The organism is Bradyrhizobium sp. CB82 (assembly GCF_029714405.1).
Classification (GTDB): Bacteria; Pseudomonadota; Alphaproteobacteria; order Rhizobiales; family Xanthobacteraceae; genus Bradyrhizobium.
In genome coordinates this window covers 8,737,292-8,757,018 of the sequence record NZ_CP121650.1, presented here as the reverse complement: position 1 = coordinate 8,757,018, position 19,727 = coordinate 8,737,292, and the positions used below count along the sequence as shown (strand labels likewise).

The window sequence follows — 19,727 nt, the reverse complement described above, 5'->3', positions numbered from 1 at the left end:
CGCGGGTTTCGGGGGATGATGAGGACATGCGCGTTTCGAAGGTCACCATCGCCGGCGTGACGTTCGCCGCCGATCTCTCCGGCGCGCTGTTCTGGGACGAGCAGCGTCTGCTCGTCGTCTCCGACCTGCATCTGGAAAAGGGATCGAGTTTTGCGACCCGCGGCGTGCTGCTGCCGCCTTACGACACGGTTGCGACGCTCGGTCGTCTCGCCGCGGTCGTCGCGCGGCACGATCCGCGCATCGTCATCGCACTCGGCGACAGCTTTCACGATCGCAGCGCCCATGAACGGCTGTCGATTGAGGATCGCGACGCCATGACCTCGCTCCAGACCGGACGCGACTGGATCTGGATTTCAGGCAATCACGATCCGGCGCTGCCGCCCGATCTCGGCGGCACCGTTGCCGACGAAGTCGCAATCGGCCCGATCGTTTTCCGTCACGAGCCGACCGGCGCGCATGGTGAGATCGCGGGCCACCTCCATCCCAAGGCGCGCGTCACCGCGCGCGGCCGGTCGATGGAGCGGCGCTGCTTCGCCTCAGACGGGATCCGCGCCGTGATGCCGGCCTTCGGCGCCTATGCCGGCGGCCTCAGCATCCGTGACGCCGCCTTCGCGCGCGTGTTCGGCGCGCAGCACTTTACAGCGCACCTCCTCGGCGACAATCGCGTGCACGCGATTGCCGCGTCGCGGTGTTGGTGATCGTCATCAAGTTGAGTTGAGAACGATCCAGCCACGTGAACGCTGCACTCCCTCCCCCTTGCGGGGGAGGGGGGTAGCCCAGGAAAAGGTCTATCCAGCTGCGCAAGCAGGTCTTGGTCAAACGGAGAGGGTGTGCCCGTGTGGCACCCCTTGGCCCTCCCCCGCAAGGGGGGAGGGAACGCACCGACATTGCGGCGGCAGCTAAGCCGCCTTCGCTTGCACAGTATCGCAGAACTCCGCGAGCCGCTCCGCAAGTCGCAGCGTTGCGGGGCTCGCGCCTGGCGAGGCCATCAGCGCGACTTCGGTCCTGTTGATCGGCGCGAAGCCCTCCTTGGCGGTCAGGACGCGGTGATCGGGCTGGATCGCTATCTCCGACAAGATGCTCAGCCCCATGCCGGCGGCAACGGCGGCCTGGATGCCGGCGAGGCTCGATGACGTATAGGCCATGTGCCAGGGCCGGCCGGCGCTCTCCAGCGCGTGGATGGCGCCGGCGCGGTAGAGGCAGCCGAGCGGAAAACCGATCAGCGGCACCGACGACACTTTTGCATCGATCGGATGGCTCTTGCTGGTGACCCAGTGCACCCGCTCCGGCCACACCGCGATCGCACCCTTCTCGCCGGCCTCGCGCTTGAACAGCGCGAGATCGAGCTCGCCGCGTTCGAGGTCGCGGGACAGGTTCTTGCTCTGGTCGGCGCGCACATCGAGCCGCAGGCCCGGATGCGAGCGCGAGAACGTGCCGAGCAGCTTCGCCAGCCGATAGGCGGCGAAATCCTCGGGGATGCCGAGCCGGATCGCGCCTTCGTTGCCCGGCTGGCTGAGCACGTCGCGCGCCTCCTCGGCGAGCGACAACAGCCGCCGCGCATAGGAGAGCAGCCGTTCACCAGCCTCCGTCGGCCGCACGTCCTTGCCGTCGCGGTGCAGCAGCACCTGGCCGACGTCCTCTTCCAGCCGTTTGATCTGCTGGCTCACCGTCGACTGCGTGCGATGCACGCGCTCGCTCGCGCGGGTGAAGCCGCCGGCATCGACCACCGAGACGAAGCTGCGCAAAAGCTCGAGATCGAGCATCGCTCGCCTCCATTCACAAATCCACTAGACGGCAGTTAATCATTTAATTTCCAAATGACAAGGAGCATCCCTAGATCGAGGGCTCAGGAGAATTCGCATGTTGCTCGCGCCCTCGATCGCCGTCCCCCGCAGCCGCTTCAATCCGCTGCCGCTTTACATCGGCCTGTTCTGCCTGCTTTGGAGTTTTGCCTTCGTCGCCGGCAAGATCGGCGTCACCGATTGCCCGCCGCTGATCCTGCTCGCGGCGCGCTTTTCGCTCGCCGGCATTTTGATCCTCGGCGTCTCGGCGCTGCGCCGCGATGCGTGGGAGATGACCTGGCGCGATGCCGCAATGTTCGCCGTGCTCGGCATTGCCAACAACGCGCTCTATCTCGGTCTCGGCTATACAGGCCTGCAATCGGTCTCTGCCGGCCTCGGCGGATTGATCGTGTCGGCCAACCCGGTGTTCACGGCGGCGCTCGCCGCGTTGTTGCTCGGTGAGGGCATGACCTGGCGCAAGGCGACTGGCCTCTTGCTCGGCGTCTCTGGGGTCACCCTCATCGTCTGGCATCGCCTCGCGGTTGGCACCGACAGCCTGCACGGAATCATGTTCACGCTGGCCTCGCTCGCCTCCATCGTCGCCGCCACCATTTTGTTCAAGCTGTTCGCGCCGAGGGGTAGCTTGTGGATCGGCAACGGCATCCAGAACATGGCAGCCGGCATCGTGCTCACGCCGATCGCGCTGACGTTCGCTGACGTCCACGCGGTCCAGTACACGCCCGGCCTCATCAGTGCCTTCGCCTTCCTGGTGCTCGGCGGTTCGATCCTCGCTTATTTGCTCTGGTTCCATCTCCTGAAAGTGTGTGGCGCGACCGCTGCCAGCGCCTATCATTTCCTGATGCCGCCACTCGGCATGCTGTTCGCGTTCCTGGTGTTGGGGGAGCATGTCGAGGCGCGCGATCTCCTCGGCATCGTTCCGGTGGCGGTCGGCATCTACCTGGTGACGCGTCCCGCGCAATCCACCGCGACCAAGCCCGTCTCGTAACAGGAGTCCGTCATGCCCATTTCCATCACCCTGATCGGCGGCCCGACTGCGCTGATCGAGATCGACGGCTTCCGCCTCCTCACCGATCCGACCTTCGATGGTCCGGGCGCCTATCAGCTGCCGCATGTGAAGCTGGAGAAGACGATCGGCCCCGCGCTGAAAGCGGATGCGATCGGCCCGGTCGATGCGGTGCTGCTCAGCCACGACCAGCACTCGGACAATCTCGACAATTCCGGTCGCGAACTTCTCTTCAAGGTGAAGCGCGTGCTGACGACGGAGGCCGGCGCCAAGCGGCTCGGCGGTCACGTCGAAGGCCTTGCGCCCTGGGATACGACGCAGGTCAGGGATCGCGACGGCAACAGGCTGACCATCACCGCGACGCCGGCGCGCCACGGTCCGGCCGGCATCGAGCCGCTATCGGGCGACGTCATCGGCTTCGTGGTGTCATCCAGCAACACGGATAGCCGCTCGATCTATATCAGCGGTGACACCACCTGGTTCGACGGCGTTGCGGAGGTGGCGCGCCGTTTCGATTGCGGCGTGGTGCTGCCGTTTGCCGGCGCCGCGCAGACGCGTGGACCGTTCCATCTCACCATGGACACCAACGACACGATCGAGACCGCGCGCGCTTTTCCCGATGCGGTGATCGTGCCCGTGCATACCGAAGGCTGGGCGCATTTCCGCCAGAACGGCGAGGACCTGCGCAAGTCCTTCGACGTGCTCGGCTTCGGCCCGCGCCTGCGCCTGCTCGAGCCCGGCGTGCCGACGGTGATCGAGGCGCCGTGATCGCGCGCATAGCTGTCACCACCCGTCATTGCGAGGAGCGAAGCGACGAAGCAATCCAGACTGTTTCCGCGGAAAGATTCTGGATTGCTTCGCTTCGCTCGCAATGACGGAGTTCGTGGTTAGTCCTTCCGGAACACGATCGACGCGGCCCAGCCGCACATCAGCGCCAGGGCGGCGGTGACGAGGCCGTAGATCAATCCGTTCTGCCGCGCGCTGCCGGCGACGAACTGCTCGAAGCCGACCTTGACGATCTCGAATGCCGTCTCCGTCTTGGTCACGAGCGCACCGCTCGCGAACAGTTTGATTTCCACCTCATAGGTCCCGATCGGCACTTCGGCGGGCAGCGGAATGCCGGTGCGGAACAGCGTCGGTGTCAGGAACGTGACCGCGGACGGATCCTCGCGATAGAGCCCGCGCTGCGTGCGCAGCCGGATGAAGGCGCTGCGGAACGCGTCGTCCGGCACCACGTCGGCATAATCGGTGCCGACGCGTTGGGTCAGCCGCACGTTGTTGAGCCCGATCTGTTGGCGCCGCGCGATCTCGGGCGAGGTGATCTGGTCGAAGGGGCGATTGGCGAACAGCGCGAGATAGCTCGGCACCTGCAAGAATTGCCGGTAGTCGGTGTTGATCCAGATGCCGAACTTTCGTTCCTTGCGCCGCGTCACCATGTCGGCGCGCGGGCCCAGCACGGTGACGACGAGATCGTAGGCGTTGCGATTCGCAGGCGTCGCCGCGTCCCTCTCCACCGAGCCGAACAGCACAAGCTCCTCGCCGGAATAGTTCGGCGTCACGGTGACGCGGTGGTTGGAGACCGAGACGATCAGCCGCTCGGCGCGCGCGGCGCCGCCGAGCAGCAGCATCAGGAGAGCAGCCAGGAAATTCGCAATGATTGCACGTGCGATCATCCCGTCACTCCGATTTCGCGGATGGTGAAGAGGTCTTCGGGACGGATCACGAGCTCGACGGCGAAGCGCAATCCGACGGCGAGGATCAACAGGCCCAAGAGCAGCCGCAACTGCTCGCCGCGGATCTTCTGTCCGGCGCGGGCGCCGAACTGCGCGCCGGTGACGCCGCCGACCATCAGGATCAGCGCCAGCACCGCGTCGACGAGATGATTGGTCACCGCATGCAGCATGGTGGCGAACAGCATCGTGACCAGCGTCAGGATCATCGACGTTCCAATCACGGTCGAAGTCGGCACCCGCAACAGATAGATCATGATCGGCACCAGGATGAAGCCGCCACCGATGCCCATGATGGCGCCGATGAAGCCGATGATGATGCCGACCACGACGACGGGGATCACCGACAAATAGATCTTCGAGCGCTTGAAGCGCATCTTCAGCGGCAGGCCGTGGATCCAGCTGTGCGTGCGCCGCGGCGGCACGGCGCCGCGCCGCGTCCGCATCATCGCGCGCAGGCCTTCCGAGAACATCAGGCTGCCCACGGTCGTGAGCAGCACCACATAGGAAAGCGCGATCATCAGGTCGAGCTGGCCGAGCGCGCGGAGCTGCGTGAAGGTCCACACCCCGAGCGCGGTGCCCGTCACGCCGCCGCATAACAGGACGGTTGCGAGCGCCGGATCGATCGCGCGCCGCCGCCAATAGGAGATCGCGCCGGAAAAGGACGAGGCCGCGATGTGGCTCGCGACGGAAGCGACCGCGACCGCGGGCGCAATTCCGATGAAGATCAGGAGCGGCGTCATCAAGAATCCGCCGCCGATCCCGAACATGCCCGAGACGAAACCGACCGCGGCGCCCATCGCGAGCACCAGGAACACATTGACCGGAAGATCCGCAATGGGGAGGTAAAGCTGCATCGTACCACGTTCCGGCGAGACGGATCGGATTGCGGAATGCTCGCGGGAAGGCGGAACGATTGCCGCGTCCCTCATTAGCTGAATTTGGCGCGCGGAGGGATAACGAATTGATCCGCCCACCGCGTTTTTCGCCGCAGGCGGATCAGGATCTCAGAGCGTGGTGAAGGAGTGCCACAATCTCACTATCTCGCCTCAATTTGAGGAGCCTGCGCAGCAGGCGTCTCGAAGGGCGAGGCCCGGACCGAGAGCCGGCCTGCATGGTTCGAGACGCGCGCAAGGGCGCGCTCCTCACCATGAGGGGAAAATAGAAATCAATGCTCGGTCAAGGCCGCCTGGCGCTTGATCGCGACCGGCTTGGGCGCGGGCTTGGTGCTGGCCTGCGACGGGACGCTGTCCCAGCCGCCGGCGGGCGTTGCGACGTTGACGGCATCATCCGGCTGCGGCTCGGCACTGAACGTCTGGATCGCGAGCTTGGCAGCGGCGAGCGATTGCGGGTCGAGGCGCTTGGCAACATCGTCGCGCTTGGTCGCCGCATCGGAGTCACCCTGGGCGGCGGCCAGGCTGAACCATTTGTAGGACTCGGCGAGGTTCTGTTCGACGCCGATACCGCGGGCATAGAGGATGCCGAGATTGTACTGGCTGTCGGCGACGCCGCGATCGGCGGCTTTGCGGAACCACTGCGACGCGCTCTTGTAATTGGGGCCGCGTCCGCCGCCATCGGCGTCGAGCACCGCGAGATTGTGCATGGCCTTGGCATTGCCGCGCTCGGCCGCCTGCGTGTAGTAGCGGCGGGCGATGTCGGTGTCCCTCTTCACCCCCAAGCCCTTCTCATAGAGCGTGCCGAGCCGGAAGGTCGCGAGCACCACGCCGGCCTGCGCCGCGCGGTCATACCATTTGGCGGCTTCCTCGTAATTCGCAGCCACGCCTTTGCCTTCGGCGAAGCGCAAGCCGATCTCATAGGCCGCGGTCGCATCGCCCTTCATCGCGGCGGCGCGCAGCACCGGACCGCCGATGCCGTCGGCCAGCCGCTCGCTCGGCGGCACCTGGACGGTGCCGAGCCGTGTGCGCGACGGTGTCGTCGGAATTGCGCCGGTGATGTCGCCATTGCCTGCGGCGGGCGACGGCGCAGTCCCCGCCGGTGCGGGTGGGATCTCGACCGACGCGGCGCCGCTGGAGCTGGCGGGAGCGGCACTGTTGAGGGATTGCCGGCCGAGCGGGGTCGGCGAGGTCATCGACGGCGTGACCTGCTCGGGCACGGCGGGTTTTGCGCTGTTCTCGGCGGGGACGGTGGCTTGCGGCGCGGGCGCGCTCGCGGGACTCTCCATCGCCGGCGGCGGCGGGGCGTTGCCGCCGCCTTCGAGCAGGTTCATCGCCATCTTGAAGGTGCCGAGCACGATCACGACCACGCTCGCGCCGACCAGCAGCGAGCGGATCTTCGAGGTGATGGTCGAGCCTTCCTTGCCCTTGTCGTTGGCGGCGCCGCCGGCGGCGGCCTTGCCGCCACGTCCGGGCTTCTCGGGTTGCGCGGCTGCGGCCTGTGCGGCCCGGCGTGCGGCGGCGATGAAGCTCGACGACGACACCGGCTCCTTCGGCGGGGCGGGGATTTCGCTGATCGCGCTTTCGGACGCGGCAATACGCTCCGACGGCGTGGCGGCGCGTCCGCTCGGCCGCGTGCCCGGCTCCAGCGGATGATCCGGCGGCAGCTCGGGCGCGATCGCAGCGCGCGCAGGCGCGACATGCGGCTCGAGGATTTCGCTGATCGCGCGCGGCGGCAAGGGTGCCGTGACTTGGGTCGCCGGCACCGGTGGGGGAGCAGCCGGCGTTGCGGCGTGAAAGTCGCGCGGCGCCGCGACGAAGGCCACCTGCGCCGCGGCCGGATTGGGCAGATCGGGCTTGATGTCCGCTTTGGGCGGCGGCTGCGGCGGCATCGCGCTGCGCGCGGGTTCGGCCGGCATCGCCGGTGTCGCGAAGACCTGTGGCGCGGCCTGAGGTGGCGCGCTGCGCACCGCGCGCAGATCGCCCTCGATCATCGAAAGGCGATCGACGACATGGCCGAGCGTGCTGTGCACGGCTTCGAGGGAGTCCTGCGTGTGGCGGTTGGTCTCGGCCTGGCTGAAGCGGATGTCGGAAAGCTCGCGCTTGACGAGGTCGATCACGCCGGAATCGGAAGCGGGTGCCGAGCTGCGGCTCTCGGCGAGCGCGGCATAGGTCGCCTGCTGCCGTTCCAGATGCCGCAAGATGTCATGCAGCCCGTCTTCGACGCGGCTCAGATTGCCGTTGCGCGGATCGGAGGCAGCCTCGATCCGCTCCAGCAGATACGACACGCGCTGCTCGAGATGCGCGAAGGTGGAGGCGGAGTCGCCACCGACCTGCATGCGGTCGAAGCGATCGGACAGCGCGCGGATCGCGTTCTCCAGATGCTCGGTGCTTTCGGACGGCGCATGCCGCTCGCGCGTCTCCAGCGCAGCCGTGAGCGCCGCGATTCGCTGCTCCAGCACCGCAAAACTGTCGCCGCTCGGGGCGGAAGCGCGGGCGATCTGGTCGACCTTGGTCGACAGCAGCTGCACGTCCTCGGAGAGCCGTGCCAGCGCCTCGTTGGAGGCGACGTTGGATACGATGCCGCGCAGCGCCGAGATCGCGCCTTCGAGCTGCTGCACCGTGCCCGGATCGTCATTGGCGCGCAGGATCAGGTCGAGCTTGGCGCCGAGATTGCGGATCGCCTCGTCATAGCCGGTGAGCTGCTCGGCCGGCGTCAGCGTGCGCAGCACCTGCTTGATCTCGGACAGTGCGCGCTCGACGCCGGCAAGCGCCTGGCCGTCGGTGCCGGAGGTGCGCGTCTCGTCGATGCGACGATGCAGCGAGCGGATCTCGTTTTCGATCGATTCGATCGCGCGGCGCGGCATCGCCTCGGTGATGGCGTGGCGGATTTCCGCAAGCTCGTTGCGGAACGCCGTGATCGACTGCTCGATATGATCCGGGCGCTGCAGCGCCTCGATCTGGCTGGTGATCTTGAGGAGATGCCGCTCGAGCGCGGAGAAGTCGGGACTTGGCTGCGGCGGCGGTGCGTAGGCGGCGGGCGGGGCGTAAGCGGCAGCAGACGGCGCCAGGGGAGGTGCCAGGGGAGCTGCCATGGGCGCGGCAGGTGCAATCGAAGGCGCGGCGCGCGGCGGCATCTGCCTGGGCGCAAAGCTGTCGAGCTCGTTCTGCCGCGCGGAGATCTCGGCCACCGCAACGTCGAGCGAGGCGGGACTGAGCGGTGGCGAGTTGCGATAGAGTTGCGCGGCCGCGCGCTCGACCATCTCGGCCTGGCGCTGCCGCGTCTCGGCCGGAGCGGGCCGCGGTGCTGGCTGCCCTTGCGGCCGCGAGATCTGCGACAGCCGCGCATCCAGCCGCGAGATCGCATCGTTCAACTGGCGCGCGACGCCCTGCTCGCGCGAGGCGCCTTGTTCGCGCGAGGCGTCTTGTTCGCGCGAGGCGTCTTGGCGCGGCGCGGGCTTTGAAATCCGTTCGATCTGTTGGGTGATAGCGTCGAGCCGCTGGTGGATGTCGGCGACGTCGCGGCTTTCCTGACTTGGTGCCTGCGGGGCTTGTGGACGCTGCTCGTAGGACGCGCGGAAGTTCGGCGGGGTGGTGTCGCCGAGGGTGGAGTTCAGCCAATCGTTGAGTGACATGCCGGCACGGCGCGCGGCTGCCTCGGCCCGTTCCCTGACGGATGGATCGATGCCGTCAACACTCCACGATACGCGCGAATTCATGACTTCTGTCCGGTTCCGACTTCGGCATCCCACCCGATGCCTCCAGCTTTCCCGCGCGTCCCAGTTGCAGAGACAATTCCATTCGGCGCGGGTCGTCTGCCTCAAGAACCGACTTTTCTCCGTTACGGTAAATAACGGGTTAAGGAAGCCGTCGCCGCTGTCTTAAAGTTGGGCGGCGGGAACTGGGGATGAACTTGGTCGCCACGTAACCGGTGCGCTCCCTCCTCCGCGCGCGGGGCGGTTGGGGAGAGGGTGTTTCCTCAATGGGACAATCCCCAAGAGGAGAAAGCCCTCACCCGCGCCTTCGGCGCGACCTCTCCCGCAAGCGGGAGAGGTGACGGGCACCGCCTGCGCGGCTCAGCCCTTCTCGCGCTTGCCCTCGTCGATCGGCACTACGGTGCCGCGCGCGCTCATGGTCGACAGCGCCTCGAGTGCCTCCTCGCAGAAGTCGGCCACCATCTGCTCGTGCCGGGCGCCGAGGCGAAGCAGCAGCAAATTGCCGAGATCGAGCACGCCCGATGCCTCCCCGTCCGGAAAACGCTTCTTCAGGATGCGCTCGTAGTTGGCATGGCGGTCGCGGTGGTGCTCCAGGCGCGCCATCAAATCGGTGCGCAGGGGCTCGATGTCGATGCTGTCGAGGGCGTGGAGGCGGACCAGGAGGTCATCCTTGGTCGAGGCCGGGGTGCTCGGGCGCGCGGCCCAGTGCCGCAGCGCTGTTCGTCCCTCCTCGGTGAGCGTATAAACCAGCTTGTTGGGCTTGCCGGACTGCACGACCTCGCGGCCCTGGATGTAGCCGCGATCGCGCAGCTTGGAGAGCTCGCGATAGATCTGCTGGTGGTCGGCTTTCCAGAAGAAGCCGATCGAGGAGTCGAACGTCTTGGCGAGCTCGTAGCCCGTCATCGGACGTTCCGTCAGGCATGCGAGAATTGCGTCGCCCAGCGCCATGACACGCTCCCTTAAGACGTTCCCGACCAATTGACTTGACTTTATGCGCATTGGCGCATATGCGTCAATGTGCATATGACGTGGGCCAAGGACCCGCCGGCGTCGGCCTTCGGGCTCCTTTGCATGGGGTTGTTTTCGAGTTTTTCGCCAAGGGGCTTTATCAAGGGAGGCACCCTGAGAATGACCGGCCTCGATTCCTGGTACGGCTACATGAAGTCCCAAGACCGCGCTGAAGACTGCGCTGAAGCCGGCGCCGCGCTCTGGGACCTTCTGCATCCCGACGTCGTCTTTGAAAGTCCCGTGGTGCACACGCCGCAGCGCGGGCGCGACATCACCTTCAAATATCTGTCGAGCGCCGAGAAGGTGCTCGGCGGCCCTGCCTTCAGCTATGTCGGCGAGTGGAAGAGCGCGAGCGGCGCCGTGCTCGAATTCAAGACCCAGATCGACGGCATCGAGATCAACGGTGTCGACATCATCACCTTCGATAACGACGGCCGCATCACGCATTTCAAGGTCATGGTGCGTCCGCTCAAGGCCATCAACATGCTGCACCGCCTGATGGCGGAGCAGCTCGCAGCACAGTGAGGCTTTCGCCGAATTGCCTGTTCGATACCACCTGCCCTGAGGTTGCAGAAACCGCTAGACTCGCGACAAAGACTGCGCCGCAGGGCGTTTTCAAGAACACCACCACTTAACGGCCCCATGCCGGGAGAACGCCATGCCGATCTATAAAGCCCCCGTCGAAGACGTGAACTTCCTCTTCAACGACGTCTTCCAGATCGACCGCTATGACAATCTGCCCGGCTTCTCCGACGCATCGAGCGATGTGCGCGAGGCGATCCTGGGCGAAGCCGCCAAGCTCGCCGAAGAGGTGTTCCAGCCGCTCAACCGCGTCGGCGATCTCGAAGGCTGCAAGCGCACTGATGACGGCAGTGTCACCACGCCGAAGGGTTTCAAGGACGCCTTCAGGCAGGTCGCAGAAGGCGGCTGGCTCGGCCTTTCCGCGCCGACCGAATATGGCGGCCAGGGTCTGCCGGTCACGCTGAGCCAGGCGGTCAACGAATTCCAGTGCTCGGCCAACATGGCCTTCTCGATGTATGGCGGCCTCACCATGGGCGCGACCGCGGCACTGCTGGTGCATGGTACGCCCGAGCAGAAGAAGACCTACGTGCCGAAGATGGTGGCGGGCGAATGGACCGGCACCATGAACCTGACCGAGCCGCATTGCGGCACCGATCTCGGCATGCTCCGCACCAAGGCGGTGCGCCAGGCGGACGGCAGCTTCAAGATCTCAGGCACGAAGATCTTCATCTCGGCCGGCGAGCATGATCTCACTGGCAACATCATCCATCTCGTGCTCGCCCGCATCGAGGGAGCACCCGCCGGCATCAAGGGCGTCTCGCTGTTCGTGGTGCCCAAATTCCTGGTCAACGCCGATGGTTCGGTGGGGCAGCGCAACGGTGTGGTCTGCGGCTCGATCGAGCACAAGATGGGCATCCACGGCAATTCCACCTGCGTGATGAACTACGACAACGCTACCGGCTGGCTGGTCGGCGAAGAGAACAAGGGTATGCAGGGCATGTTCGTGATGATGAACGAGGCCCGCCTCGGCGTCGCAGTCCAAGGCCTCGCGCAGTCGGAAGTCGCCTATCAGAACGCCGTCGCCTATGCGCGCGAGCGCATCCAGGGCCGCGCGCTCACCGGCGCGAAGGCGCCGGACAAGCCGGCCGATCCGATCATCGTGCATCCCGACGTGCGTCGTACCCTGCTGTCGATCCGCGCCTTCAACGAGGCCGCGCGCGCCTTCGTGGTGTGGACCGCGCTCAAGAGCGACGTCGCCCACCGCTCGGAAGATCCCAAGGACCGTCAGGCCGCCGACGATCACATGGGCCTGATGACGCCGGTGCTGAAAGGCTTCCTCACCGACTACGGCTTTGCCAACGCGGTGCAGGCGCAGCAGATGTATGGCGGCCACGGCTACATCGCCGAGCAGGGCATGGAGCAGTTCGTGCGCGATGCCCGCATCGCCATGATCTATGAAGGCGCCAACGGCATCCAGGCGCTCGACCTCGTCGGCCGCAAGCTGCCGCGCGACGGTGGCCGCGCCATCATGGCGTTCTTCGGCGAGGTGATGGGCTTCGCCAAGGAGAACGGCGGCGACGAGGCGCTGAAGCCCTTTCTCGCGCCGCTCTCGACCTCGCTCGGTCATCTCCAGCAGGCCACCACCTGGCTGATGCAGAACGCGATGATGAAGCCGGACAATGCCGGTGCCGCCGCAACCGATTACCTGCATCTCTTCGGCTTCGTCGCGCTCGGCTACATGTGGGCGCGGATGGCCAAAGTCACGCTGGGGAAGATTGCCGAGTCCGGGGCCACGCCCTATCTCTCCACCAAGCTCGTCACCGGCCGCTTCTTCATGGAGCGGATGCTGCCGGAAACCGCGGCGCATCTCGCGCGCATCCAGGCCGGCTGCGCCACCATCATGGAACTGCCGGCGGAAGCATTCTAAGTCCGCTTCCGTCGCCAGGTCCCAATCGCATTTGAACATCACATCAGGAGGGCGTCATGCCTGAGGCATTCATCTACGACCACGTTCGCACGCCGCGCGGCCGCGGCAAGCCGGACGGCGCGCTGCACGAGGTCACCGCGCTGGCGCTCGCCACCGTGCCGCTGCAGGCGCTGAAGGAGCGCAACAACCTGCCCGTGGACTCCGTCGATGACGTCGTGCTTGGCGTGGTCGATCCCGTCGGCGAGGCCGGCAGCGACATCGCGCGCTTCGCGGCACTCAAAGCCGGCCTCGGCGAAGCCGTTCCCGGCGTGCAGATCAGCCGCTTCTGCGCCTCCGGGCTCGATGCCGTGAACTTCGCTGCCGCCCAGGTGATGAGCGGCCAGCATGAGCTGGTGATCGGCGGCGGCGCCGAGTCCATGAGCCGCGTCGGCATCGGCGCCTCCGGCGGTGCATGGCCAATGGACCCCTCGATGGCAGTGCCGGCCTATTTCATGCCGCAGGGCGTCTCGGCCGACCTGATCGCCACGAAATACGGCTTCTCCCGCGATGACGTCGACGCCTACGCGGTGCAGAGCCAGCAGCGTGCCGGCAAGGCTTGGGACGAAGGTCGCTTCAACAGGTCGGTGGTGCCGGTGAAGGACATCAACGGCCTTACCATCCTCGCCAAGGACGAGCACATGCGTCCCTCGACGACGATGCAGTCGCTGGCGCAGCTCCAGCCGTCCTTCACCATGATGGCGCAGATGGGCGGCTTCGATGCGGTTGCGGTCCAGTCGCATCCGGAGATCGAGCGCGTCAATTATGTGCACCACGCCGGCAATTCCTCCGGAATCGTCGATGGCGCGGGCGCCGTGCTGCTCGGCAGCAAGGAGGCAGGCACGAAGTACGGCATGAAGCCGCGTGCCAAGATCCGCGCCTTCGCCAATATCGGTTCGGAGCCGGCGATGATGCTGACCGGCCCGGTCGACGTCACCGAAAAGCTGTTTGCGCGCTCGGGCATGAAGAAGTCGGATATCGACCTGTTCGAGCTCAACGAGGCCTTCGCCTCCGTCGTGCTGCGCTACATCCAGGCGTTCGAGATCGACAACGCCAAGATCAACGTCAATGGCGGCGCGATCGCGCTCGGTCATCCGTTAGGGGCGACCGGCGCGATGATCCTGGGCACCGTGCTCGACGAGCTCGAGCGCACCAACAAGTCGACCGCGCTGGTGACGCTGTGCATCGGCGGCGGCATGGGCACCGCGACCATCATCGAGCGCGTCTAAGGTTAGGGAGCAACCAACATGACTTACAAGAACTTCAAGGTTGAGACCGACGCTGACGGCATCGCGCTCGTCACCTGGGACATCCCGGGCCGTTCGATGAACGTGCTCGACGAGACCTCGACCAGCGAGCTCGAGGCGATCGTCAAGGAAACCACGGCGGATGCCGCGGTGAAGGGCGTCGTCATCACCTCCAGCAAGGAGGCGTTCTGCGCCGGCGCCGATCTGTCGATGCTCGAGGGCATGAACCAGGCCTACGCAAGGGTCTTCAAGGAGCAGGGCGAGACGGCCGCGAACCAGATGCTGTTCGACCAGAGCCGGCGCTTCTCGCAGGTGTTGCGTTCCATCGAGACCTCGGGCAAGCCCTGGGTGGCTGCGATCAACGGGCTGGCGCTCGGCGGCGGTTTCGAGATCACGCTGTGCTGCCACTATCGCGTGGCGGCGGAGAATCCCAAGACGCGCCTCGGTCTGCCCGAGGTGAAGGTCGGCCTGTTTCCCGGGGCCGGTGGCACGCAGCGCGTGCCGCGCCTGGTGCCGCCGCAGGATGCCATGACCATCCTGCTCAAGGGCGATCCCGTCGCGCTCGACAGGGCCAAGCAGCTCAACCTGATCCACGCCATCGTTCCTGCGGCCGATCTCATCAAGGCGGCGAAGGACTGGATCAAGGGCGGCGGCAAGGCGGTCGCGCCCTGGGACGAAAAGGGCTTCAAGCTCCCCGGCGGCCCTGTATTCTCCAAGAACGGCATGATGATGTTCCCGGCGGGTAACGCCATCTACCGCCGCGAGACCTACGACAACTACCCGGCCGCGCGCGCGATCATGAGCTGCGTGTATGAGGGCCTCCAGTTGCCGATCGACGCCGCGCTGCGCGTGGAGTCGCGCTACTTCACCTCGGTGCTGCGTTCGAAGGAAGCAGCCGCGATGATCCGCAGCCTATTCCTGTCGATCCAGGAGCTGAACAAGGGTGCGCGCCGTCCGAAGGATGTGCCGCCGACCAAGGTGAAGAAGATCGCCGTGATCGGCGCCGGCTTCATGGGCGCGAGCGTCGGCTACGTCTCGGCCCGTGCCGGTCTCGACGTCGTCCTGATCGATCGCGACCAGGAAAGCGCCGACAAGGGCAGGGCGCATGCTCAGAAGGTGATCGAAGAGCAGATCAAGAAGGGCCGCGCCAAGCCCGCGGACGCCGAATCGCTGCTCGCGCGCATCACGGCGACTGCCGACTATGCGGCGCTGAAGGACGTCGATCTCGTCATCGAGGCCGTGTTCGAGGATCGCAAGGTCAAGGCGGAGACGTTTGCGAAGGCGCAGGAACATCTGAAGCCGGACGTGATCTTCGCGTCGAACACCTCGACGCTGCCGATCACTTCGCTCGCGGAAAGCTTCAAGGACCAGGGCAAGTTCGTCGGCATCCACTTCTTCTCGCCGGTCGAGAAGATGATGCTGGTCGAGATCATCCTCGGCAAGAACACCGGCGACGTCGCGTTGGCGACGGCGCTCGACTATGTCCGCACCATCGGCAAGACGCCGATCGTCGTGAACGACAGCCGCGGCTTCTTCGCCAACCGCTGCGTCGGCCGTTACGTCGCCGAAGGCAACGAGATGTTCCTGGAAGGCGTGCCGCCGGCGATGATCGAGAACTGCGCCAAGATGGCCGGCATGCCGGTCGGTCCGCTCTCGCTGTCCGACGAGGTCGCGCTCGACCTCGGCCTCAAGATCATGAAGGCGACGGAAGCGGATCTCGGCCCCAACGCCATCAACCCCGATCAGAAGAAGCTGATGGTGGAGATGGTCGAGAATCAGGGCCGCCTGGGGCGCAAGAACAGCAAGGGATTTTACGACTATCCGGAAAAGGGCAAAGGCCAGAAGAGCCTGTGGCCGGGTCTGTCAGCGCTGCAGCCCAAGCAGCTCGACCCCGATACGCTCGATGTCGAGGAATTGAAGCAGCGCTTCCTGGTGGTGCAGGCGGTGGAAGCCGCGCGCACGGTGGAGGATCACGTCATCACCGATCCGCGCGAAGCGGACGTCGGCTCGATCCTCGGCTTCGGCTTCGCGCCGTTCACCGGCGGCACGCTGTCCTATATCGACTTCATGGGGCCTAAGAAGTTCGTCGAGCTCTGCCACAAGCTCGAAGCCAAATACGGCTCCCGCTTCACCCCGCCAAAACTGCTCGAGGAGATGGCGGCGAAGGGCGAGACCTTCTATGGCCGCTTCGCGCCGAAGAAATCGGCGGCCTAGCAGCAAGAGCGGCACCTGTAGCCGGTCCGGATGGAGCGTGCGCTCCATCCGGGCGGGCTACGCGTCCGAGAAAAAAGAGGCCGGATCAGCGATCCGGTCCTTCCGCCTGTTCGTGGACGCGGAGCCTTACGCCGCCTGCGCGAGCCCTTCCCGTTTGAGAGCTTCCTGCACCTTCGGCCGTGCGGCGACGCGGGCCTTGTAGGCGAGGAGGTTCGTGAGGGCTGAGAGATCGAACTTCAACCGCTCGGCCCAGGTCAGCATGGTGAAGAGATACCCGTCGGCGACGGTGAACTGCTTGCCCATCAAATAGTCGCGACCGGCGAGCTGGCCGTCGACATATTCCAGCTTGCCCATCACACGGTCCTTGAAGAACGCCTTGGCATCGTCGGCCAGCACCGGCGAGAACAGCGGGCCAAAGCTCTTGTGTACCTCCGAGGTGAGGAAGTTCAGCCACTCCAGCAGCTTGTAGCGCTCGGAACTGTCGCGCGCGGGCGCCAGGCCCTTGGCCGAGGCCTGATCGGCGATCATCTGGACAATGACCGGGCCTTCGGTCACGATCTCGCCGCTATCGAGACCGAGCGCCGGCACCTGGCCCTTCGGGTTGACCTTCAGAAAATCCTCACCGTTTTCAAGCTTCTTGGCGCGGATATCGACCTTGACGAGCTCATAGGGCAGGTCGGCTTCCAGGAGGGCGATGTGGGGGGACAACGAGCACGCGCCCGGCGAATAATATAGTTTCATGGAATTTTCTCCTGCCGACGGTTTGGTTGGGGCGAAGGAATTCCTAGATGCACCTGCATGGAATAGTCAAGATTGATGCACGTGCATCAAGTGCGCTAAGAACATGCTACTAGCTTGAGCGGGACCATGAAACGCAAACCATCGACCGAGGCGACCGCCGCCTGGATCCGTCTGATGCGGGTGCAGAGCCGGGTGCTCGACTGTGTGGAGCAGGACCTGAAGAAGGCCGGCTTCCCGCCGCTCGCCTGGTATGATGCGCTTATCGAGCTGTCGCGCGCGCCCTCGGGCGAGCTGCGCCCGGTGGAGCTCGAGCGTCAGATGCTGATCCCGCAATATTCGACCTCGCGGCTGATCGATCGTCTGGTCGACGAGGGCCTCGCCGTGCGCCGCGAATGCAAGATCGACAAGCGCGGCCAGTTCGTCGAGATCACCGAAGCCGGCCGCGAGTTGCAGAAGCGGATGTGGGGTGCCTATTCCGCCGCAATCGAGAAGTATGTCGGCTCGAAATTGTCCGATGCGGACGCCGTCAAGCTCAGCGGTCTGCTCGACCGTCTCGGTTGCTCCTGCGGCGAGATGAAGCTGCCGATCGCCAGCGAGAGCACGCCGTTGCGATGATGCCGCAGCAAACCAACATGTCCGCGCAACCGGTGGGTTCGCGGACCATCCCTGTCACCCGCGCGCGTTCGGTCGAAGCGCTTTTGATTAGAGTTTGATATGGCGCGAGACCAGATCGATATGACGCCGCTGCAATCGCGCGACGAGCTCGTTGCGTGGTTCGAGGCCGGCTGCAAGCCGGTGGACGACTTCCGCATCGGCACCGAGCATGAGAAGACGCCGTTCACGCTCGAAGGCCGCCGTCCGGTTCCTTACGAGGGCGCGCGCGGCATCGGCGCGTTGCTCGAAGGCATGAAGCTCCTGCTCGGCTGGGAGCCGATCGTGGAGAAGGGCAACATCATCGGCCTCTACGACGTTACCGGCGGCGGCGCGATTTCGCTCGAGCCGGGCGGACAGTTCGAATTGTCCGGCGCGCCGGTCGAGACCGTGCACCAGACGCAGAGCGAGCTGATGGCGCATCTGGCGCAGGTGCGGGAGATCGCGACCCCGCTCGGCATCGGCTTCCTTGGCCTTGGCATGACGCCGTCCTGGTCGCGCGCCGACATTCCGGTGATGCCGAAGGGCCGCTATAAGATCATGACCAACTACATGCCGAAGGTCGGCAAATACGGCCTCGACATGATGTATCGCACCTGCACGGTGCAGACCAATCTCGACTTCTCCTCCGAAGCCGACATGGTCAAGAAGCTGCGCGTCTCGCTCGCTCTGCAGCCGGTCGCAACCGCCTTGTTTGCCAATTCGCCGTTTACCGAAGGCAAGCCCAACGGCTTCCTGTCGTTCCGCTCGGAAATCTGGCGCGACACCGACAATGCACGCTCCGGCATGCTTCCTTTCGCCTTCGAGGACGGCATGGGCTTTGAGCGCTATGTCGATTATGCGCTCGACGTGCCCATGTATTTCGTCAAGCGCGGTGATGACTACATCGACGTGTCGGGCTCTTCCTTCCGAGCCTTCTTCGACGGCCGCAACAACAACCTGCCCGGCGAGCGTCCGACGCTGTCGGACTGGGCCAATCATCTCTCGACCATCTTTCCGGAGGTGCGGCTGAAGCGCTACCTCGAGATGCGCGGCTCCGACGGTGGGCCCTGGGGCCGGCTGCCGGCGCTGCCGGCGTTCTGGGTCGGGCTGCTCTATGACAACACCTCGCTCGATGCCGCCTGGGATCTGGTGAAGCACTGGAGTGCACATGAGCGCCAGGCGTTGCGCGACGATGTGCCGCGCTTCGGCTTCAAGGCCCGGATCAAGGACCGCTACCTCTTCGAGATCGCCAAGGAATGCCTGGTCTTGGCCCATGCCGGCCTGCGGCGCCGCGGCCGGATCGACCAGCTCGGCCGCGACGAAACCCGCCATCTGGAGCCGCTGGACCACATCATCGATTGCGGGCGGACACCGGCCGAGGAGATGCTGGAGAAATTTCAGGGCGCCTGGAAGGAATCCGTGGAACCGGCCTACGAGGACTACGCGTTCTAGCTCAGCCGGTCAGCGGCCCGTGCCGTTCATCGCCCGTACAGGTTTGCGGCGATCAAATGACCGGCTGAAAAAAACTGAGCGCGTTCAATAACTCGAAAGCTGTTCTGATGGGGAAAGGCCGCCTGCCTGGGGCCTTGATGGCAAAGGTCATGGCACGAGCCATGGCGAGGGTCGTGGCACGGGGTATGGCGTGGGTCATGCTGCTGGTGGTCCTGCTTGCCATCGTGCCGGCGAGCGCCCAGACCGCATTCGATCGGCCCGGCGGCGATTATTTCAACACGCCCGTGGCGTCGGGCGATCCCGAGGACTGCGCGCTGCTGTGCGAGCGCGATCGGCGCTGCCGGTCCTGGAGCTTCAGCTATCCCGACGTCGAGGGCGCGCCCGCGGTGTGCTGGCTGAAGAACACCGTGCCGCCGCGCTCTCCGGCGAACTGCTGCATCTCTGGCGTGCGCGGCGCGGGTGTGATCGAGCCGCGCGTCGAGGGCGTCGAGACGTCAATCGACCGCCCCGGCGGTGATTTGCGCAATTTCGAACTGAAGGCCGACGAAGGCGAGGAGGCCTGCAAGGCCGCCTGCACCGCCGACAACAAGTGCCGCGCCTTCACCTTCGCCCGCCCCGGCTACACGGGCCGGCAAGCGCGCTGCTTCCTGAAGAAGGAAATCAAGCCGCCGCGCAGGAAGGCGGGGTTTACGTCGGGCGTGGTGCGATAAGGGCCTCGACACGTAGGGTTGGCAGAGGCGCCCTTGCGCCGATTGCGACAGAAGTGGTGGGCACGTGGAGCCTGTCATCGGGCGCGCATTCAC

General features: G+C 65.5%; 16 protein-coding genes. 10 read left to right on the top strand and 6 right to left on the bottom strand.

Annotated elements, in window-relative coordinates:
- Positions 1–26: 26 nt before the first annotated feature.
- Positions 27–698, top strand: coding sequence for a ligase-associated DNA damage response endonuclease PdeM (pdeM, locus tag QA640_RS41480; protein ID WP_283038369.1), 672 nt, complete (start codon positions 27–29; stop codon positions 696–698).
- A gap of 201 nt (positions 699–899) precedes the next feature.
- Here pdeM and QA640_RS41475 read toward each other — a convergent pair whose 3' ends face one another.
- Entirely contained in the window at positions 900–1,763 is an 864-nt protein-coding gene (locus QA640_RS41475; protein WP_283038368.1) for a LysR substrate-binding domain-containing protein, read from the bottom strand.
- Between the two features lie 97 nt (positions 1,764–1,860).
- On the opposite strand from QA640_RS41475, the gene QA640_RS41470 reads away from it, so the two are divergent.
- Positions 1,861–2,787, top strand: coding sequence for a DMT family transporter (locus tag QA640_RS41470; RefSeq protein ID WP_283038367.1), 927 nt, complete (start codon positions 1,861–1,863; stop codon positions 2,785–2,787).
- Positions 2,788–2,799: 12 nt separating this feature from the next.
- Positions 2,800–3,573: an MBL fold metallo-hydrolase gene (locus QA640_RS41465; protein ID WP_283038366.1), complete on the top strand. Its 774-nt coding sequence runs from the start codon at positions 2,800–2,802 to the stop codon at positions 3,571–3,573.
- A gap of 119 nt (positions 3,574–3,692) precedes the next feature.
- Here QA640_RS41465 and QA640_RS41460 read toward each other — a convergent pair whose 3' ends face one another.
- From QA640_RS41460 to QA640_RS41445, 4 genes are all read right to left on the bottom strand, one after another.
- On the bottom strand, positions 3,693–4,478 hold the full coding sequence (locus tag QA640_RS41460) for a TIGR02186 family protein (RefSeq protein ID WP_283038365.1): 786 nt from the start codon (positions 4,476–4,478) through the stop codon (positions 3,693–3,695).
- Positions 4,475–5,392, bottom strand: a complete 918-nt coding sequence (locus QA640_RS41455) for a sulfite exporter TauE/SafE family protein (RefSeq protein WP_283038364.1) — start codon at positions 5,390–5,392, stop codon at positions 4,475–4,477. Before QA640_RS41455 ends, QA640_RS41460 begins: the two co-directional genes overlap by 4 nt.
- A 311-nt stretch (positions 5,393–5,703) precedes the next feature.
- The gene (locus QA640_RS41450) at positions 5,704–9,147 is read right to left on the bottom strand and encodes a hypothetical protein (protein ID WP_283038363.1); all 3,444 of its coding nucleotides are present in this window, start codon (positions 9,145–9,147) and stop codon (positions 5,704–5,706) included.
- 357 nt (positions 9,148–9,504) lie between these two features.
- The gene (locus QA640_RS41445; protein WP_283038362.1) at positions 9,505–10,092 is read right to left on the bottom strand and encodes a PadR family transcriptional regulator; all 588 of its coding nucleotides are present in this window, start codon (positions 10,090–10,092) and stop codon (positions 9,505–9,507) included.
- A 180-nt stretch (positions 10,093–10,272) separates the two neighbouring features.
- Between QA640_RS41445 and QA640_RS41440 the strand changes: the two genes are divergently transcribed.
- The 4 genes from QA640_RS41440 to QA640_RS41425 all read left to right on the top strand — a co-directional run bounded on the left by QA640_RS41440 (position 10,273) and on the right by QA640_RS41425 (position 16,098).
- A complete protein-coding gene (locus tag QA640_RS41440) occupies positions 10,273–10,677 on the top strand; it encodes a nuclear transport factor 2 family protein (RefSeq protein ID WP_283038361.1) in 405 nt (134 codons plus the stop codon).
- A gap of 133 nt (positions 10,678–10,810) precedes the next feature.
- The gene (locus tag QA640_RS41435; RefSeq protein WP_283038360.1) at positions 10,811–12,601 is read left to right on the top strand and encodes an acyl-CoA dehydrogenase C-terminal domain-containing protein; all 1,791 of its coding nucleotides are present in this window, start codon (positions 10,811–10,813) and stop codon (positions 12,599–12,601) included.
- 56 nt (positions 12,602–12,657) lie between these two features.
- Positions 12,658–13,866, top strand: coding sequence for an acetyl-CoA C-acetyltransferase (locus QA640_RS41430; protein WP_283038359.1), 1,209 nt, complete (start codon positions 12,658–12,660; stop codon positions 13,864–13,866).
- Between the two features lie 18 nt (positions 13,867–13,884).
- Positions 13,885–16,098 (top strand): FAD-dependent oxidoreductase, encoded by a 2,214-nt coding sequence (locus QA640_RS41425; protein WP_283038358.1) that lies wholly within the window; start codon positions 13,885–13,887, stop codon positions 16,096–16,098.
- Between the two features lie 126 nt (positions 16,099–16,224).
- Here QA640_RS41425 and gstA read toward each other — a convergent pair whose 3' ends face one another.
- Positions 16,225–16,839, bottom strand: a complete 615-nt coding sequence (gene gstA / locus QA640_RS41420) for a glutathione transferase GstA (RefSeq protein WP_283038357.1) — start codon at positions 16,837–16,839, stop codon at positions 16,225–16,227.
- A gap of 126 nt (positions 16,840–16,965) precedes the next feature.
- On the opposite strand from gstA, the gene QA640_RS41415 reads away from it, so the two are divergent.
- The 3 genes from QA640_RS41415 (at position 16,966) to QA640_RS41405 (ending at position 19,634) form a co-directional block, all read left to right on the top strand.
- Positions 16,966–17,454 (top strand): MarR family winged helix-turn-helix transcriptional regulator, encoded by a 489-nt coding sequence (locus QA640_RS41415; RefSeq protein ID WP_283038356.1) that lies wholly within the window; start codon positions 16,966–16,968, stop codon positions 17,452–17,454.
- A gap of 99 nt (positions 17,455–17,553) precedes the next feature.
- Positions 17,554–18,924, top strand: coding sequence for a glutamate--cysteine ligase (locus QA640_RS41410; protein WP_283038355.1), 1,371 nt, complete (start codon positions 17,554–17,556; stop codon positions 18,922–18,924).
- A 107-nt stretch (positions 18,925–19,031) separates the two neighbouring features.
- Positions 19,032–19,634: a PAN domain-containing protein gene (locus tag QA640_RS41405; RefSeq protein ID WP_283038354.1), complete on the top strand. Its 603-nt coding sequence runs from the start codon at positions 19,032–19,034 to the stop codon at positions 19,632–19,634.
- Positions 19,635–19,727 lie beyond the last annotated feature (93 nt).

Coding starts and splice junctions, on each gene's coding strand:
- QA640_RS41475 (WP_283038368.1), bottom strand. CDS start 1,763: ATGCTCGATCTCGAGCTTTTGCGCAGCTTCGTCTCGGTGGTCGATGCC.
- QA640_RS41435 (WP_283038360.1), top strand. CDS start 10,811: ATGCCGATCTATAAAGCCCCCGTCGAAGACGTGAACTTCCTCTTCAAC.
- QA640_RS41470 (WP_283038367.1), top strand. CDS start 1,861: ATGTTGCTCGCGCCCTCGATCGCCGTCCCCCGCAGCCGCTTCAATCCG.
- QA640_RS41440 (WP_283038361.1), top strand. CDS start 10,273: ATGACCGGCCTCGATTCCTGGTACGGCTACATGAAGTCCCAAGACCGC.
- QA640_RS41415 (WP_283038356.1), top strand. CDS start 16,966: ATGAAACGCAAACCATCGACCGAGGCGACCGCCGCCTGGATCCGTCTG.
- QA640_RS41465 (WP_283038366.1), top strand. CDS start 2,800: ATGCCCATTTCCATCACCCTGATCGGCGGCCCGACTGCGCTGATCGAG.
- pdeM (WP_283038369.1), top strand. CDS start 27: ATGCGCGTTTCGAAGGTCACCATCGCCGGCGTGACGTTCGCCGCCGAT.
- QA640_RS41430 (WP_283038359.1), top strand. CDS start 12,658: ATGCCTGAGGCATTCATCTACGACCACGTTCGCACGCCGCGCGGCCGC.
- QA640_RS41425 (WP_283038358.1), top strand. CDS start 13,885: ATGACTTACAAGAACTTCAAGGTTGAGACCGACGCTGACGGCATCGCG.
- QA640_RS41450 (WP_283038363.1), bottom strand. CDS start 9,147: ATGAATTCGCGCGTATCGTGGAGTGTTGACGGCATCGATCCATCCGTC.
- QA640_RS41460 (WP_283038365.1), bottom strand. CDS start 4,478: ATGATCGCACGTGCAATCATTGCGAATTTCCTGGCTGCTCTCCTGATG.
- QA640_RS41445 (WP_283038362.1), bottom strand. CDS start 10,092: ATGGCGCTGGGCGACGCAATTCTCGCATGCCTGACGGAACGTCCGATG.
- QA640_RS41405 (WP_283038354.1), top strand. CDS start 19,032: ATGGGGAAAGGCCGCCTGCCTGGGGCCTTGATGGCAAAGGTCATGGCA.
- gstA (WP_283038357.1), bottom strand. CDS start 16,839: ATGAAACTATATTATTCGCCGGGCGCGTGCTCGTTGTCCCCCCACATC.
- QA640_RS41410 (WP_283038355.1), top strand. CDS start 17,554: ATGGCGCGAGACCAGATCGATATGACGCCGCTGCAATCGCGCGACGAG.
- QA640_RS41455 (WP_283038364.1), bottom strand. CDS start 5,392: ATGCAGCTTTACCTCCCCATTGCGGATCTTCCGGTCAATGTGTTCCTG.